This is a genomic window from Sulfuriroseicoccus oceanibius (genome assembly GCF_010681825.2).
Lineage (GTDB): Bacteria > Verrucomicrobiota > Verrucomicrobiia > Verrucomicrobiales > SLCJ01 > Sulfuriroseicoccus > Sulfuriroseicoccus oceanibius.
The window spans coordinates 2,889,074-2,906,019 of sequence record NZ_CP066776.1; the positions used below are offsets into that span (position 1 = coordinate 2,889,074).

At 56.7% G+C, this 16,946-nt stretch carries 13 protein-coding genes; 8 read left to right on the forward strand and 5 right to left on the reverse strand.

The window, feature by feature from the left end:
* Positions 1 to 35: 35 nt before the first annotated feature.
* Both G3M56_RS11630 and G3M56_RS11635 read left to right on the forward strand, forming a co-directional pair.
* Positions 36 to 1,445 carry an alpha-L-fucosidase gene (locus G3M56_RS11630; protein WP_164363711.1) on the forward strand — a complete coding sequence of 470 codons (1,410 nt, stop codon included), beginning with the start codon at positions 36 to 38 and terminating at the stop codon, positions 1,443 to 1,445.
* Between the two features lie 10 nt (positions 1,446 to 1,455).
* Positions 1,456 to 2,949, forward strand: coding sequence for a sulfatase (locus tag G3M56_RS11635; protein ID WP_164363713.1), 1,494 nt, complete (start codon positions 1,456 to 1,458; stop codon positions 2,947 to 2,949).
* A 65-nt stretch (positions 2,950 to 3,014) separates the two neighbouring features.
* On the opposite strand, the gene G3M56_RS11640 is transcribed toward G3M56_RS11635, so the two are convergent.
* Both G3M56_RS11640 and lexA read right to left on the reverse strand, forming a co-directional pair.
* A complete protein-coding gene (locus G3M56_RS11640) occupies positions 3,015 to 3,497 on the reverse strand; it encodes a hypothetical protein (RefSeq protein ID WP_164363715.1) in 483 nt (160 codons plus the stop codon).
* Between the two features lie 166 nt (positions 3,498 to 3,663).
* Positions 3,664 to 4,296: a transcriptional repressor LexA gene (gene lexA, locus G3M56_RS11645; protein ID WP_164363717.1), complete on the reverse strand. Its 633-nt coding sequence runs from the start codon at positions 4,294 to 4,296 to the stop codon at positions 3,664 to 3,666.
* 305 nt (positions 4,297 to 4,601) lie between these two features.
* Here lexA and G3M56_RS11650 point away from each other — a divergent pair, with 305 nt between their 5' ends.
* The 3 genes from G3M56_RS11650 to G3M56_RS11660 are packed head-to-tail and all read left to right on the forward strand — an operon-like array spanning position 4,602 to position 7,468.
* Positions 4,602 to 5,405: a D-alanyl-D-alanine carboxypeptidase family protein gene (locus G3M56_RS11650; protein ID WP_164363719.1), complete on the forward strand. Its 804-nt coding sequence runs from the start codon at positions 4,602 to 4,604 to the stop codon at positions 5,403 to 5,405.
* Between the two features lie 17 nt (positions 5,406 to 5,422).
* Positions 5,423 to 6,601, forward strand: a complete 1,179-nt coding sequence (locus G3M56_RS11655; protein WP_235203421.1) for an aminotransferase class I/II-fold pyridoxal phosphate-dependent enzyme — start codon at positions 5,423 to 5,425, stop codon at positions 6,599 to 6,601.
* A 9-nt stretch (positions 6,602 to 6,610) separates the two neighbouring features.
* Positions 6,611 to 7,468 carry a carbon-nitrogen hydrolase gene (locus G3M56_RS11660; RefSeq protein WP_164363721.1) on the forward strand — a complete coding sequence of 286 codons (858 nt, stop codon included), beginning with the start codon at positions 6,611 to 6,613 and terminating at the stop codon, positions 7,466 to 7,468.
* Between the two features lie 64 nt (positions 7,469 to 7,532).
* On the opposite strand, the gene G3M56_RS11665 is transcribed toward G3M56_RS11660, so the two are convergent.
* On the reverse strand, positions 7,533 to 8,312 hold the full coding sequence (locus G3M56_RS11665) for an SCO family protein (RefSeq protein ID WP_164363723.1): 780 nt from the start codon (positions 8,310 to 8,312) through the stop codon (positions 7,533 to 7,535).
* Between the two features lie 117 nt (positions 8,313 to 8,429).
* On the opposite strand from G3M56_RS11665, the gene yihA reads away from it, so the two are divergent.
* The 3 genes from yihA to G3M56_RS11680 all read left to right on the forward strand — a co-directional run bounded on the left by yihA (position 8,430) and on the right by G3M56_RS11680 (position 12,145).
* Positions 8,430 to 9,035 (forward strand): ribosome biogenesis GTP-binding protein YihA/YsxC, encoded by a 606-nt coding sequence (gene yihA / locus G3M56_RS11670; protein WP_164363725.1) that lies wholly within the window; start codon positions 8,430 to 8,432, stop codon positions 9,033 to 9,035.
* A 194-nt stretch (positions 9,036 to 9,229) separates the two neighbouring features.
* Positions 9,230 to 10,543 carry a TolC family protein gene (locus G3M56_RS11675; RefSeq protein ID WP_164363727.1) on the forward strand — a complete coding sequence of 438 codons (1,314 nt, stop codon included), beginning with the start codon at positions 9,230 to 9,232 and terminating at the stop codon, positions 10,541 to 10,543.
* A gap of 723 nt (positions 10,544 to 11,266) precedes the next feature.
* Positions 11,267 to 12,145, forward strand: coding sequence for a trypsin-like peptidase domain-containing protein (locus tag G3M56_RS11680; RefSeq protein ID WP_164363729.1), 879 nt, complete (start codon positions 11,267 to 11,269; stop codon positions 12,143 to 12,145).
* Between the two features lie 1,059 nt (positions 12,146 to 13,204).
* Here G3M56_RS11680 and G3M56_RS11685 read toward each other — a convergent pair.
* Together G3M56_RS11685 and G3M56_RS11690 are read right to left on the reverse strand one after the other, a co-directional pair.
* On the reverse strand, positions 13,205 to 14,512 hold the full coding sequence (locus G3M56_RS11685) for an HlyD family type I secretion periplasmic adaptor subunit (protein WP_164363731.1): 1,308 nt from the start codon (positions 14,510 to 14,512) through the stop codon (positions 13,205 to 13,207).
* A 17-nt stretch (positions 14,513 to 14,529) separates the two neighbouring features.
* On the reverse strand, positions 14,530 to 16,797 hold the full coding sequence (locus tag G3M56_RS11690; RefSeq protein ID WP_268839996.1) for a type I secretion system permease/ATPase: 2,268 nt from the start codon (positions 16,795 to 16,797) through the stop codon (positions 14,530 to 14,532).
* Positions 16,798 to 16,946: the final 149 nt, after the last annotated feature.

Here is a 16,946-nt window from a genome sequence, read left to right on the forward strand (position 1 = left end):
CGATAAAACACCCCGCCCTTTCTCGTACCCGCCGCATGCAAAAAACTTTACTCCTTTCGTTCGCGTTTGCCGCGTCGACTTTCGGAGCCATCGCAGACTCGACCACCGTCGAGATCAACGACTTCTCGCACGAGACGGCGGCGGAAAAAGCCGATCGGATGGCGTGGTTCGACGATGCCCGCTTCGGCATGTTCATCCACTGGGGCCTCTACGCCCAGCCGGCAGGTGTCTGGAAAGGCAAAGACTACCCGGGTGTTGGCGAGTGGATCCAGAAACACGCAGAGATACCGGTCGCGGAGTACGAGCCACTGCAAAAAACATTCAACCCACAGAGCTACGATCCTGAGTCATGGGTCAAACTCGCCAAGGCGGCAGGAATGAAATACATCGTGATCACCACCAAACATCACGATGGCTTCGCCCTCTATGACTCAAAGTACACCGATTGGGACATGGGCGGCACCCCATACAAAAAGGACCTCCTCAAACCTCTCGCCGACGCCTGTCGCAAACACGGACTCAGGATCTGCTGGTACCACTCGATCATGGATTGGCACCACCCCCACTATGGCGACAAGGACATCCACCCGTGGATGGGCAACGGCACGATCGACCAACCCGACATGGCGATCTATTGCAAGTTCATGAAGGACCAGCTCCACGAACTGCTCACCGAATACGGCGACATCAGCCTCCTCTGGTTCGATGGCCAATGGGAAGGATCGTGGACCCACGAGATGGGCAAAGAACTCTACGACTACTGCCGCACACTCCAACCCGACATCATCATCAACAACCGGGTCGACAAAGGACGCAGTGGCGCCGCAGGTATGACCAAAGAAGGCACCTTCCGCGGCGACTACGGCACGCCGGAACAGGAGATCCCTGAGACCGGCTTCGGCGAGGGCGCCTATTGGGAGTCGTGCATGACCATGAACGACACCTGGGGATTCAAATCAAAGGACCACAATTGGAAGTCCTCCGAAACCCTCATTCGCAACCTCATCGACATCGCCAGCAAGGGCGGCAATTTCCTTCTAAACGTCGGACCGACGGCAGATGGCATCATCCCACAGCCATCTGTAGAGCGCCTGCAGGACATCGCCAAATGGATGGATACCAACGCAGAGTCGATCCATGGCACATCGGCAAATCCATTCCCTGAAATCACGTGGAATGGCCGCTGCACCCGCAAAGAGACTCCCACAGGCACAGTGCTCTACCTCCACCTTTTTGAGTGGCCGGAAAACAGGGAACTCACCCTGCCCCAATTCCCCAACAAGATCAAAAGCGCCACTCTGATGCACGCTGACACGGCGCTGGACTATGAACTCCAGAGTGACAGTTGGCAGATCAATCTACCAACACAGCAGCCAGATCCAATCGCATCTGTTATCCGAGTGAATCTCGAAGGAGACCTGAAGCTAGAAGCACCGCAGCCATAACGCCCTACCAATGAAGCTCACCGCCCTCGCCTCCGGCCTCCTCATCAGTCTCTGCTCCGCATTTGCCAAACCTCAAGCATCTCCGAACATCATCTTCTTCTTAGTCGATGATATGGGCTGGCAGGACACCTCACTGGCGTTCCATTCCGAGCGCACAAAACTCAACGAGGTCTATCATACCCCAACACTAGAGAGGCTTGCCACGGAGGGCACGCTCTTCACCAACGCCTACGCATGTGCCATCTGCTCGCCATCACGGGTCAGCTTGATGACCGGACAAAACGCGGCACGCCACAAGGTAACCTGCTGGACGCTACGCAAGGACAAATCCCCCGAGCCCAACCACCCACATCTCGCCCCGAGCACGTGGAACGTGAACGGTCTGCAACCCATCGGCGCCGGTGTCCCCAACTCGGTAGAAGCCACTACCCTGCCGGAAGTGCTTCGCTCATACGGCTACCGAACCATTCACGTCGGCAAAGCTCACTTTGGTGCCATGGACACCCCAGGTGAAGACCCTGTAAACCTCGGCTTTGATGTCAACATAGCCGGCTTCGCGGGAGGTGGACCCGGTTCTTTCCACGGCGACAAGAACTTCTCCGGCAAATGGCGGGGAGCCGACCCAATCTGGGACGTCCCCGGACTCGACAAATACCACGGTCAGAAAATCAACCTCACCGATGCCATCACCCGTGAGGCAATTAGCGAAATCGATCGCGCGGTGGCGGACGAAAAACCATTCTACCTCTACATGGCGCATTACGCAGTCCACGCGCCTTGGGAGGACGACCGACGGTTCATCGAGAAATACCAAGGAAAAGGCCTCCCAAAGCAGCAAGCCACTTTCGCCTCCATGCTCGAAGGGATGGACCACTCACTCAGTGAGCTAATCAATACCCTCGACCGACACGGCATTCAGGACGAAACCATCATCGTCTTCATGTCCGATAACGGCTCCCCTCAACAGTGCCAACGGAACCTTCCCTTACGCGGGTTCAAAATCTCGGCCTACGAGGGCGGATCACGTGTCCCTCTGGTCGTAAAATGGCCGGGCGTCACCAAGCCAAACAGCCGCACGGATTACCCGGTCATTATCGAAGATCTCTTCCCCACCATTCTCGAGATGGCTGGCAACCCGCCGACACCAAACGAGCACATTGACGGACACAGCATCGTCCCAGCGCTAAAAGCGCCGGATACCAATCACCCGGACCGCTCGCTCTTCTGGCACTATCCAAACTACTACAACCAGCCCGCCTTCAGCTCGATTCGCCGTGGGGACTGGAAGCTCATCTATTGGCATAGTGACCAATCCGTCGATCTCTTCAACCTCAGTCAGGATCTCGGAGAACAACACGACATCTCAAAGCAGCACCCCGAGATTGTAAACGACCTGCGAAGCGGACTCGGCAAACACCTGCGCTCTGTCGATGCCTCCATGCCCATACTCAAGGCGAGCGGCAAACGTGTTCCTTATCCAGACGCGCCACTCGCTCAGGATTAACCCACGCCCATTTTCCGAACCTAGGACTCGCCGTTCATCACAGGGATTGATGAACGGTGCCCCCCTTAGGCGGCCTCGCCATCGGTCAATGACACGCCCATAAGCGCCAAGCCCTTCAAGGCAAGTACTCCGAACACGAACCCGCCGGTAGCGGTGACGCCGAATGCCAACACCGTGTCCAACAATCCGTGCACCCATCCAGCATCGCGCAACACACTGATCACCATCACCAAAGCGGCAACAAAAACACCCATCACAAACGCCGCACTCGCTACCAGATCCCCATCACGCCCAGCCCCGAAAACGCCAACGCTCTTCGAGCGCGCCCGCACATTCCGAACCCACCGCCGGACTGATTGCACCACCCCCGATCGGCGACGTGCTGTCGGAAGCATGCCAAAATCAACATGCCACGAACGATCATTGAGGTCATGACGTTCGGCGGCACGCCCTGCCGGCCGGCTACTGTAACCGGAAGAAGAAACCAATTCGCCCGAAACCGCTACAGCAGGTGCACAGACATCCACGGATAACTTTGAATCTTTCATCGTTTGCTTTTGTTTGTTCGGTTGTTGTGTGAATCTCCGCCGCCAACGGAGATCCCAGATTTTCGGGCACAGCTCACGCTAGAGCACCCAATTGAATGCTTTCATTCAGGCTGCTGAGCCTGACTCGGCCTCCTCGTTCCGGAGGCCCCTCTCATACGGCTCCACGTCAGCCAACCCGACGCTTGCCATCTCCCATTCTCAGCAACATGACCATCACCCCTTGGATCACCAGGTCATGTACCGGCAGCAAATCGGGATAGTCCTCATTCTCTGCCTTCAGGTAACTTTTGCCCCCCTCGCGCACCAATCGCTTGAGCGTCGTTTCGCCATCGATCAAAGCCGCCACCACATCACCCGGGCGGGCCTCCTTGAACTCCAGGATCACCGTATCCCCATCACAAATATGTGCGTCGATCATCGAATCTCCGCGCACCCGCAATGCGAATGTCCGTGCGTTGCGTGACACCCCAAGTGTCGATACGTCAATAGAGATGCAGCCATCACTTTCCTCCTGCGAGTCCGTCGGCATCCCAGCGGGAATCTGCCCGTACAAAGGCACGTCGATAATCTCCTCGCGCTCCAACTCCTCAGGAAACGCCAATGCTCTCGCCTTACCGGCAGTGCGCTGGATCACCCCCTTCTTCTCCAATGCGCGGAGGTGGGTCACCGCCGCGGTCTGACTGGCAAATCCGAAGTGGGCTTGGATCTCACGAGTCGAGGGCATGACGCCGGTTTGATGATGGACTTCCCGCAAGTACTCGAGAAGTTCGCTTTGTCGCTTGGTAAGTTGAGGGTCCATAACGGGGTGTTCTCTTTACTGTTCGAGAGAACACTACTCAAAGGAACATTTTGAGACAAGAACTTTTTACCTACTGATTTCCTGTCCCCTCATGAGCGTCGGATACAGAGGGACATTTTCGAACACGAGCCCCACGGTCGCTCGCTCAATCGAGTGGATTGTCACTTCCCCCGGCGGGTTTGATCCGCGACGACAACCGGGAGTTGGTTCGTAATGCCTATTATCCTCCACAGGTCCAGCGAATCGCACCTTGCGTCCCCCGCTCTGATCCACCAAGTTCAGCCAACCCACCTTCTTCCCCTGCTATGAGACTTCCCCACTGGATCCCCCTCATCTTCCTTTTCATCCTCACCCACGCGGCATCCGCCGCCTCGGCTCCGTCGATCTACGGCAAGGCCGCCATTGTAGTCGATGCCGATACCGGCGTCGTTCTCTATACCAAGAACGCGGACCAGCGACGCCCCGTCGCCAGCACGCAGAAGCTTCTCACCGCTTTGCTAGTCCTCGAAAAGGGTAACGTCAACGGCATGCTCACGGTCGACCGGTCGGACACGCTCGTGGCTCCCGCCAAGATCGGCCTGCGTACAGGCCAACAATACCGCCGCATCGACTTGCTGCGTACACTTCTGGTAAAATCCAGTAACGATGTCGCGCACTGCCTCGCACGGGACCACTCGGGCTCGGAGGCCGCGTTCGCCCGCCTCATGACTCGACGCGCCCGCCAACTCGGCATGGTCAACAGCAACTTCAAGAACGCCTCGGGATTGCCCGCCGATGGTCAGTACTCGACCGCCCGCGACATGGCCCGCCTCGCCATTACCTCCTACCACACACCAGCCATCCGGGCGATCACCAAGATTGAGACGCTTCCCTTCCGCTTCGCCAACGGCCGCACCAGAACGCTTCACAATACCAATAAGCTTCTCAAGCGGATGCCTGGTGTAAACGGTCTCAAAACCGGATACACCAACGCTGCCGGCCGCTGTCTCATCTGCTCGATCAATCGCGACGGACGCAATATCATCACCGTCGTACTCGGCAGCTCGTCACGCCACATTTGGAACGACAGCCGCAAGCTCCTCGAATACGGGCTCAGTCAGGCGAAGTAACCCCAACCTCCACACACGTGCCCGCGTCCGATCCACACCACCGGCTGCCGGAATCCGAGCTAGCAGACTTGGAGAACCGTGGACTGCTGCGTTCGCTGCGCCACATGGCATCCCCGCAGGGGCGATCTCTCACCCCACAAGGCGGCCGGCCGATGGTGAATTTCGCATCCAACGACTACCTCGGTCTCGCCACGCACCCCACGCTCAAATGTGCCGCCAGCGATGCGGCCGACCGTTGGGGAACCGGTTCCGGTGCCTCCAGGCTCGTCTGCGGCACGCTCCTCCCTCACGTCACGCTTGAGTCGCGCCTCGCTGAATTCAAACAAGCAGAAGCCGCACTGACATTCTCCTCTGGCTACGCCTGCGCCGTGGGAACACTCGGCGCTCTCGCCGGCAAGGATGACATCCTGATTCTAGACAAACTCTGCCACGCATCGCTGGTCGATGGCGCACGCCTCTGCGGTGCCACCCTCCGCGTATTCCCCCACAACCACCTCGACAAGCTCGAGTCGCACTTGAAGTGGGCCCAATCCAAGATCCAGGCCAATGGCCGTATCATCGTCGCCGTGGAGTCGATCTATTCGATGGATGGAGACACGGCTCCGCTCGAAGCCATCGTCACTCTGAAGGAACAATACAAAGCACTGCTGCTTGTCGATGAAGCGCATTCGATTGGAATCTGTGGGCCGGGTGGGCGCGGGCTCGCCGCCGCTCTCGGAGTCGCTTCATCCATCGATTTCCAAATGGGCACCTTGTCGAAAGCTCTTGGTGGTTCGGGAGGCTACCTCTGCGCCTCGCGCAAGTGGATCGACCTCCTGATCAACCGCGCCCGATCATTCATTTATTCAACCGCTCCATCACCCATCAGCGCCGCAGTAGCCACCGCCGCAATCGACCTGGTCGACAGCGAGGAAGGCGACACCTTGCGCTCCCAACTGCAATCCAACATCACCAGGTTGAGAGCCCTCACAGGCAACTCGGAGCTCACCGGACCAAGCGCAATCGTTCCATTAATTGTCGGCGAGAGCGATGCCGCGCTCTCCCTCTCAGACGCCCTGGCCAAGCGGGGAATCCTGGCACCCGCCATACGCTACCCGACCGTACCCAAAGGCAGTGCCCGCATCCGCTTCACCACCACCACCGCACACACGGATGAGGATTTCGTCCTGTTGCAGGATGCCTTAACTTGTCGTTGATTACTCATCATGCCAAAGCTCGCCCTTCTCCAATTGCCTGCATCTGCAGACCGTGCGGAAAACATCTCCCGCACCGAGGCCGCCATCCGTGAGGCCGCTGCCAATGGCGCCCAAATTGTCTGCACCCAAGAACTCTTCACCACGCTCTATTTTTGCCGTGAGCAAGATCCGGAGCACTTCGATCTCGCAGACGAACTTCCAGGTGACATCACCGAGCATCACTGCGCACTAGCCAAGGAGCTTGGCATCGTCATCGTCGCTTCGGGCTTCGAACGCCGCGCCCCCGGGCTCTACCACAACACAGCCTGGGTCGTGGATGCTGACGGTTCATTCCTCGGACTGTATCGCAAAATGCACATCCCTCAGGACCCTGGGTTTGAGGAGAAGTTCTTCTTCACGCCGGGCGATATTGGCTACAAAGCTTGGGACACCGCATTCGGGAAAATCGGTGTGCTCATCTGCTGGGACCAATGGTACCCCGAAGCCGCACGCCTCACCGCGCTCCAGGGCGCTCAGATTCTCATCTACCCAACCGCCATCGGCTGGCTTCCAGAAGAAAAACCCCAACTCGGCGAAGCCCAGCACTGCGCATGGGAAACCGTCCAGCGTGGACACGCCGTCGCCAACAGCTGCTACGTCGCCGCCATCAACCGCGTCGGCACCGAGGGCGACACCGAATTCTGGGGACAGTCTTTCGTTGCCAACCACTACGGACAGGTCGTCGCCCGCGGCTCGATCTCAGATCAACAAATCATCTACGCCGACTGCGACCTCGATGCCATCGATGAACACCGCCGCATGTGGCCGTTCTTCCGCGACCGCCGCATCGACAGCTACTCTAATATTCTGAAGCGCTGGGACGACTGATCTCGGCAATCCAAAAAAAATGGCGTGCTTTCCGAGGAAAGCACGCCATTTGAAGTTCATCGACTCACTTCTTGTCTTCAGCTCGCTTCTTGGCAGCTCCCGAGGCGAAGATCAATCCAAACACAAGGAATACCACGCCGAAAAGCACCACCACCCAGATCAGCACCGGGCCGGACTTCTGCTTCTCTTCAAGCACCATCCCGAGATGACGATCGAGCTTGCGGCGCACCTGGTCCGGTGCCTCCAAACTCAACAAATCGTAAAAACCACGGATACTTCCCGCTCCGTCGATCAACGCCACCCGCTGGTCGTGCTCGTACTTCTCGGGGCCATCGACCTTGATCACGTTGTAGAACATGAGCTCCTTGTTCATGTACTCATGCAGCTCGTCGCGCCCCTCAGGAGTCAGCGAGGTCAGGAAATGCCAGCGATCGTTATCCACGCCGTGTACCTTGGCCCACTCCTTGAGTACTTCCGGGCGGTCCACATCGGGCTCCAAACTCACCGCAACAAATTCCAACTTCTCGTTGTCTTCATACTTGTCGGCGACCTCCTTCATCGACTCAATCACTCCGGCACACTGTGACGGACACTGCGTGAAAACGAAGCTCACCAAATACACCTTGCCTCGCATCTCGCTCAACGCCATCTCCTCGCCATTCGAATTGAGAAAGGTCATGTCTTTCTCAACCCGTCCGACATACAACGGACGCTCGTCCTTCTCCTTCTGCTGACGGTTGAGAACCCCAACCCAGTTGAATGCCACCACCGCGCCCAACGCGATCACCACGCACAACGCCAACACCACATTGGCGTTCTTCTTCGAGAGTTCCTTGTCGCTCATATTTTCAAGATTCTTTGAGAGTTGCAATCACTGGTCGACCAGCGCCGCGCACGGGATAAACTAGGACATCACTTTATTCAGAAAATCAACCGGCCCGCCATCACCCAATTTCACCCTATGAAGAAAGGACTTCCCGCATCATTCCTCACCAGCGCCAAAGCACTTGCCGACTGCCCAGCCGACGGCTTGCCCGAGTTCGCCTTCATCGGACGCTCGAATGTAGGCAAGAGCTCACTGATCAACATGCTGACCTCAAAGAAAGGATTGGCTACCGTCTCAAGCACCCCCGGACGCACCCGCTTGCTCAATTTTTTCAACATCAACGCCAACCGCCCATGGCGACTCGTTGACCTTCCAGGCTACGGCTACGCCAAGGTCTCCGCCAAACAAAGGCATGAGTTCCACGACCTGGTTTCCGATTACCTGACCTCACGAGAAGAACTCACCTGCGTCGTGCAACTGGTAGACTCCAGACTGACGCCCCAAAAGATCGATCTCGAGTTCTCCCAATGGCTCATGGACTCCGAGATCCCGTTCATCCTCGTCTTCACCAAGACCGACAAATCCAAGAGCGGCAAAGTGAGCGCCAACATCACCGCATTTACAGACGCCATGTCCGAATGGTGCGAAGGGCTCCCCCGCATCTTCACCTGCTCTTCCAAAACCGGATCCGGCCGCACCCCGCTGCTCGAGTTCATCGATCAATGCCTGGAAGTCTCGTGACCTAACCACACCAAAGCTCCCCCGCCCCGAACCTTCACCCCTCAAATATTTTCTAGTCGCTATAATATTTTAAAAAAGTTTCATCTAATTGCCGAAATGACGCAACCCAATGGCGAGATCCCCTCGTTATTCATAATCAGGCAGTCGCAGCGAAAATCTCCGCTGCTGCCCTAACGTCATCCCTTAACCGCATTATGAAACTTCCCCATCCCCGCGCCACCAAGATCGGCGCTATCACATTGGTGTCATGCGCTGCCATGACTGTCAGCTCATGGGGTCTCTCCATCGGCGAGGCCGTCAACAAGGCTCTCTCGCGTGATCCCGCGATCAAACAAGCCGTAGCATCAATCTACCGCGCCGAAGGCTACTCGCGTGAGGTCAAAGCCGACTTCATGCCTCAGGTCAATATCGAAGGACAAGCTGGATGGGCAAAACGCGACCGAAGTATCGACGGCGTAGCCACCGGAGGTGACGATTTGTTCAGCCGCCGTATCGGAGTACGCGTTCGTCAGTTGCTCTTTGATTTCGGCTACCAGAAGAACCGTCTGCGGGACGCCCGCAAACGCGAAGAGGCCCAGGCCTATCTCGAGAAAGCCGTCCGCGATGCCATCGCACTGGAAACCGCCGCCGCCTACCTCGACGTAGTCGCCGCCCGTAAGGAACTCGCTCTGGCACACCGCAACCTCTCACTCCACAAGGAGATCGGAGAACTCGCCAAAGGCCGGACCAACTCCGTCGGTGACGATTCAGACGTCGAACTCTCCGCGGCACGGATCGAGTTGGCGGAAACCCTCGTGCTCGAGCGCGAACTGTCATTGGCCCAGGCCGAAGCCGCATTCGCCCGCTTCACCGGCATGGAGGCTCCCGCCAACATGTCCATGCCTCGCATCCCGAATATCACCAGCAAGTCGCAGATTGACCCTCGTGCCAACTGGCGCTACTCCGCGGTCACCACCCAGTACGCCGCTGCAATCCACCGTAAAAAGGCAAAGCAACGGAACAACTATCCCAAGTTCTTCCTCGAAGGCGGCGCATTCGTCGGTGAAGACGTTCTCGGCATTGAAGGACGCGACGACGAATACAACGCACTGCTGGTCATGAACTGGAGCGTATGGGACAGCGGCCGCAATAAAGGCGTCGTCCAACAAGCCCAAGGCGATATCGATGAACAAGCAGCCCTGATCGAAGAGACTCTGGTCAAACTCGAACAGGACATTCGCTCGACCTGGGAAGACCTCGCCACCCACCGCCAACGTATCAACGTTCTCAACGTCTACTCGGATAAGTTGAGCCGGACCGGCGATCTCTACCAGAATCAGTTCGACAACGGAAAGCGCCCACTTCTCAGCTTGCTGGATATCCGCAATGAGAAAATCTCTGCGGACACACGCATCGTTGATGAAGAAAAACAAGCTCGGATGCTCGCCTACGAACTCCTCGCTCTCGGCGGCAAACTCTCCACCTACTTTGACCCGGCTCAAGGAGGCAAAGGCGGAGTCGGCAAATAGCCGCGAAATTCTCCATCTCAACAGATTCCTCCAAGCGCCCGTGTAGCACCGCTGCACGGGCGCTTTTTTGTGTTCCACCCGTTCCTTCCAGCATCCCCCTCTTCAAAGCACCTTCCAGGGTATGCTTCAGCCTCTCTTTGGCGCTCCCTGCCAACAGCCCTTCCGCCGTAGTCATCCCCACATCGATCGCCCCTTGAAAAACCGCAAAGTAACGCGCCTGAAGTTATGGCTATTATTAAGCGTTCTAGAAATCACAAAACATCACAACCCTATCATTTACAACCACTTACAACCAACATAAGACATCCACACCCCATCCGCCACCCGCTGATCTCGTCAATTCCCCCCCCAGGCCATCTCATCACTCGAAAACAGGTCCCCTCAATGACCCCACACCGTTCGACGCCGAGAACGTTATTGAAGACAATCCGGGCATGCGGCTCCAGGCTCCACGCCAGAGGCTTTGCCGCATAATCACGAGCTCCGCCCGCTGGCATAGCCCCGAGTCGACAACCTCCAAAAATCACACCAAAAACACCGCTTTTTTAAAAAAGACACCCCCAAAACACACCACTCGCTTTAAATCTTGAAACCCCTGTTTAAAAACAGACGCTGAATCTGATTTTTTATATTGAATCAACTTCATCATAACCGATAGAGCGTCAATAGTTTGCGGCAGAGAGACAGCTCTTACTGAACTGGAATCCCCCTCACCAGCCGCAAATGATCAAGTCCCCCGTCTCGCGCGCTTTGGCGCTCGCTGTGAGTATCGCAACTTCTTTCACCACAGCGAGCGCGCTGGTGATCAGTGAAGGTGAGATCTACGGAAAAGGAGCCGCAACCCAAGAGCAGGCACAACAGCCTCAGTTTCCTCTCGCCGGCAATTCCGTCATGATCGCCCAAGGATCCGGAGTTTACCTTGGAGATGGTTGGGTGCTCACCAGCACACATGTGGGATGCGCCCCTGTAAGGTTTGCCAATGGCAACACGCTCGCCCCGGACAAGAACACTTGGAGTGTCTTGGAGTCCCGCAACGGAAAACCAAGCGACGTCGCGATCTTCCGGCTCGCAAAGTGGGAACAGTCAGACTTTCTCAAAGAGTTGCCAACCGTGCGCATCTCCCACGAAGCTCCAACCAAAGGCGACCGTGTCGTCCTCGCCGCTACCGGCTACGTGCAAAGCGGCGAGCGCAAACCACTTACCATCAACGGAGAGAAGATTGCCACACAAGGAGTCTACTTGAAGCAAGAGCGAGACTTCCTTTTCGGAGCCACCACCATCTCTCGAGTCCAGGAGAAGCTCGTGAAAACCAATGGAGGCTTGGAAACCGCATCGTTCGTGACCCGCTTTGGACGCGATGCCGGGGAAGCTCAGGCAACTGCAGGAGATTCCGGTGGAGCCGCCTTCCGCTTCAACGAAGCTACCCGTGAATGGGAAGTTGTCGGGGTCATCTTCGCCGTCTCACACCGCGCACGCTTCGTTCCCCACAGCGCCAAGACCTATATCGGATCGTTGGCGGACTACCGCGAGCAAGTGACCTCACTGACCAGTGAAAGCCGTCCCATCGCCACCACAGCGAGCACGGTGGACGCCAATGGCTAATCTCTAACGCATCCGAGGCCCATCCCAAGGAGCTCATCTCCTCGCCCCTATGCCATTTGAATGGTCAAATTGGCGGAATGACGGAGAGCTTTTCGAGTGAGGCAAGGCGCGAACCGCGATGCTACCAGGCTACCTGAGCGGTGAGCAACGCAGCATCACTCAGGACACGCCCGAATGGCATTAACTTAGTCCTCAGCGTCGTCAATTCCGCGCTGAAAGCGCGTCTCATAACAGCCTAGGGTCAGCGAGCCTCAGGCGAGCGCCACCCTAGGTAAATACGCCCACCAATCCCCGGCCGAGCGTGCGATACCGCCAAGGCGCAGCACCCTCCCCGATGGCCGCTCCCGACACGAACAGGCACCCTAAGTTAGTGCCATTCAGGACACGCCCAAGGCTCTCGCACTCAGCTGCGCATCGCACGCTTCATCCCTCCCTTTACTGCGGGTCTCGCTTGGCCTCCCCGGCTGGAGCAAGCTTCGACAGCTTCTCCAATGACGAAACCAACGTTTAGGAATGGTGCACCGCCCCTTATGGCGGAGGCCTGATTCCTGTTACCGGATGAAACCACTAAAACAGCTCTGGAACAACGTCGATGTTAGTCGTCACTATCTCCGACTTGTTCGGCTTGTTCGAATTCTATGGTTTGGTGTTGGTTTGGGTTGAACGCGACTTTCGCCATGGCCATCTAAGAAATCGATGGGCAAACCACATGATAGAGCCAACCACTGTAAAAATTAGCGGAATTGCTAGGGTGATCGTAGCTACGGTCGCAAGGAAAGCGCCTATTCCTGATCTCTCCACTCCCCATACGTGTATTTTGGTGACGCCGAAAGTTGCCAGCATACCGAATAATAAAACTACGACCGATATCGGTATTCCTATTGCTGTCCAAAGGTCAATCACGCAGCTCTTCCAACTGCTGCTCTGTCCATCTAAGGAAGAAAGAGCTTTGCGATAGGTTGTGAGGAGCTTCTTCATTTCTTGCCAAAAGGTGGGGGCTCAACATGCGACCTCCGTTTCGATTCATCCAATCGCCGACCGCACGAACTGCGGTCTTGCCTACTTCTCTCGCATCGCACGTTCCTTGGCTCGAGTGAATGGATTCAACAAATAGGCCAGCACCGTCTTCTGGCCGGTCAACACATCCACTTCCGCGATCATACCGGGCATCAGGTCGAGCTTCTCTCCGCGGCGGTCTTCCCCCAAGGTCGACTCTTTGGTTCGCACCTTGATCTGGTAAAAGCTATTGCCTTCTTCATCCGTGATCGTGTTGGCACTGATGTGCTCCACCGTGCCGTCCAGACCACCGTACACCGCAAAGTCGTAGGCAGTGAACTTCACTGTCGCCTCTTGCCCCGGACGAATGAACGCAATATCCGATGGGCTGATATTGGCTTCCACCACCAGCGTATCGTCCGCCGGCACAAGATCCATGATATCCACTCCACTTTGAATGACCCGCCCCACGGTATCGATATAGATCTCATTCACAGTGCCGCGCACGGGCGCACGAATGACCGTCCGGTCCAACCGGTCCTTGTCTCGTTTGATCGCATGCACCAAGGCGTCGTATTCCGCCTTATCCACGTCATACCCCTCCATCGCCTCGCGCTTGCGCCGCGTCTCCATGGTACTGAGTTGACCGTTTAAATCCGCCAGCTCCTTCTCCACCCGGATATACTCCAACACAGACACAGAGCCCATCCGCCGCGACTTATCGAGCACGGAAAGCTCTCGCTTCACCAACTTCAGCCGGTCTTCGAGTGCATCGCGCGTCTCATTGTAATCCGTCAGGCGCATCGCAAAGAGTTTGGTCTCATTCTCCACCAGGTCCTGCCGGATCCCCTCACGGAAAACCAGTTCTTCCTCACCCTCGGCCTCCGCCATCAAGCGGACCATCCGAGCCTCCAAGGCATCCTTCCTGGCCAGGTTCTCCTGGTAAGCCGCCTCGTAGATGTTGTCGCGAATGCGCAGCAGCACATCGCCCTCTTCCACCATCTGCCCCTCCTCCACATCGATAGACTCCAAAATACCGCCCTCGAGGCTCTGAATCACCTGCACCGAGGAGGACGGAATCACCCGACCGGTTCCCCGGCTCACCTCGTCAAGCTCGGCCCAGTTCGCCCACACCAAAAATGCTACCAACGCCACGATGGACACCAACAAAATGCCCCCACGCCAGCCCGAGGACTGCCTCTGCAACAATGCCTGGCAATCGGATACGTAATCCAAATCATCCGCCTGAAGCGGAGTCTGTGGCCCACCCACTTTGACAGGCGAATCCTTCGCTGCCAGCAATTCCAACTCCTTGGCCAACACCGCAGCCGGATCGGCCTTCCCATTTTTCATCGAACTCTGCTTCTTCATGACAATCGGGTGACCTGTTAATGTTTCGCTTGTGGCTGTCCTTCGCTCGCCTGCTCACGCAGCTTGGCCAATACCTTGTCCCTGGGGCCTGAGAGATAGACCTTTCCTTGGTCCAAGACCAAACAATGCGTCGCAATCTTCACCACCGACATCTTGTGCGTGGCTACGACCATCGCTCGCTCGGGATCCTCCTTAACGTACGCCTGGATCGCCTTGAGGGCCCGCATCTCACTAGTCACGTCCATGTTTGCCGTCGGTTCATCGAGCAATAGAACCTTCGGCGTCTGTAACAACACACGAGCCAAACAAATCGCCTGCCGCTCCCCTCCGGAGAAACTTTGCCCCCGCTCCGTCACCGGCGCGTAAAGCCCCATCGGGTGACTGTTTATCAGATCGCCAATCCCGATCTTATTCGCCACCTCGATGATTTCCTCATCACTGGCCCACGGTTTCCCGAGACTCAGGTTGTCTCTCAGGGTTCCCTGAAACAGGGCCGACTCCTGTTGCATGTAACCAGCAAGACGGCGCAAGGTCGCTGGGTGGTATTGCGAATAGTCGAGATCATTGAGCAGAATCTGGCCGTCACAAGGTTCGTTGATCTTGTTCAAGAGCTTCAACAACGAGCTCTTGCCCGAACCGATCTTCCCTAGCACCGCCCAGCACTCGCCAGGACGAATGTGAAGGTTCAGTCCCTTGATCGCATAACGGCCCTCATCATCATATTTCAGGTTCACATCCTTGAGTTGGTAATCGGGCACCAACTCGGTCACCAATGAGAACTTCTGGCTCTGATCGCCTCCATACTCCAGCGGCATCGCCATCACCTCACTAAGCCCTTTGAGCGAGGTCTTCACCTGCGCCAGACGTGTACCAATCGCAGCAACCGAAGCCAATGGGTTCAGTGCGCGGGACAACAAAATGATACAGGCGATCATCGCCCCCATTGTCATGTCTCCAGCCTTCACCTGGAACACACACAGCACGACCAGAATGACATTGGACGTATTGATAATCCACGACGACGAGCAGTTCGCCAGCAGGGAATACCAGTGCGCTTTGACATCCACATCAGATGAATCCCGGATCATGCGCTCCATGCGGTGCCGGAAGAACCCCTGTGAGTTACTCCCCTTGACCGCTTCCAATCCATGGATCGTCTCCGCTAGGAATGCCTGCCGTTCCAACCCTTGGCGGTAGCTCTCGCTCGCCACGCGCATCAGAGGAAACCTCGCTAGGAAGCCCATCACCAACATGCAAATCGCCGCCGCAACAGGAACCCACCCCACAGGGCCTCCCAAGTGGAAGATCACTCCGATCATCAACAAACTAATCGGCATGTCCACCAAGCCAGCGAGCGTCGCGGAAATGAAGAACTCCCGCAGTGACTCATACGCCCTCGCTTTGCCCGCCAAAATCCCCGACGACCCCGTCTTCCCCTTCATGCTCACCGCCATCAAATGGTCATACACCATCCCTGAAAGCACCCCGTCCAACCGCTTGCCCAAACGCCCGAGAAACGCTCCGCGAAGCAACCTCATGAAAAACTCAAACACAAAGATCGCCAGCACCCCGACCGCCAACACCCACAAAGTCTCCACCGCATTGTTAGGAACTACGCGATCATAAACTGTCATGGTGAAAATCGGCATCGCGATCGCAAACAGGTTCACCATCAACGAAGCCGGAATCGCACGCAGAATCTCGGACTTGAACTGCCACACCGTTTTCCAGAACCAGCCCGTATTATCCCCCGCCGCATAAGCCGCGCTGCGGTTTTCCTCTTCAAAGCGGCTCTCAAACCCCGACGGCCGGAACATCACCAAGTACCCCGAGTAGAGCTTGTTCAACGCACCACGGCCTATGTTCACCCACTGCTGCTTCTCCTTGTCCCACTCCAAAGTATTTGGAGCCCCCGCCTGACCAGACGGCTCGATCACAGCGACTCCCCCCTCTTTCAAAATCAACAACGCCGGCAACACCGCCTCGTGCAGCTTGGCGATGGGCCGCTTCACCAAACGGCACTGAAACCCAATCCGGCGCGCAATCTCGAGCAAACTCTCCATCGAAATCGAAGCCTTCTCCACCGGCACTCCGGCCGACGCCTCATCCCAACTAAATGAAATACTGTGCCAACCGGCCATCCGCTCCAATCCCTGGCATAGCGGGCTTCTCGTCCAAAAACCTTCCCTCCCCTTGAGAGGAGTACGGGGGCTTTCGATGCCACTCAAGTCCACCTCGGTGGAGCCCTCACTCAGCGTAGAATCTTGCACGGGGGTTGATGCCATAACCTACACCCTACACATCTACATGACGCTTAGGAAGTTTTAAAGACACAGCAACATGTAACACTCCCCCCACGTCAGTTCGCCAGCACCTTGGTTAGCAAACAAAAACAACCCACCGCCCCGGCTGTAAATTGCCAGAGCGGCGGGTT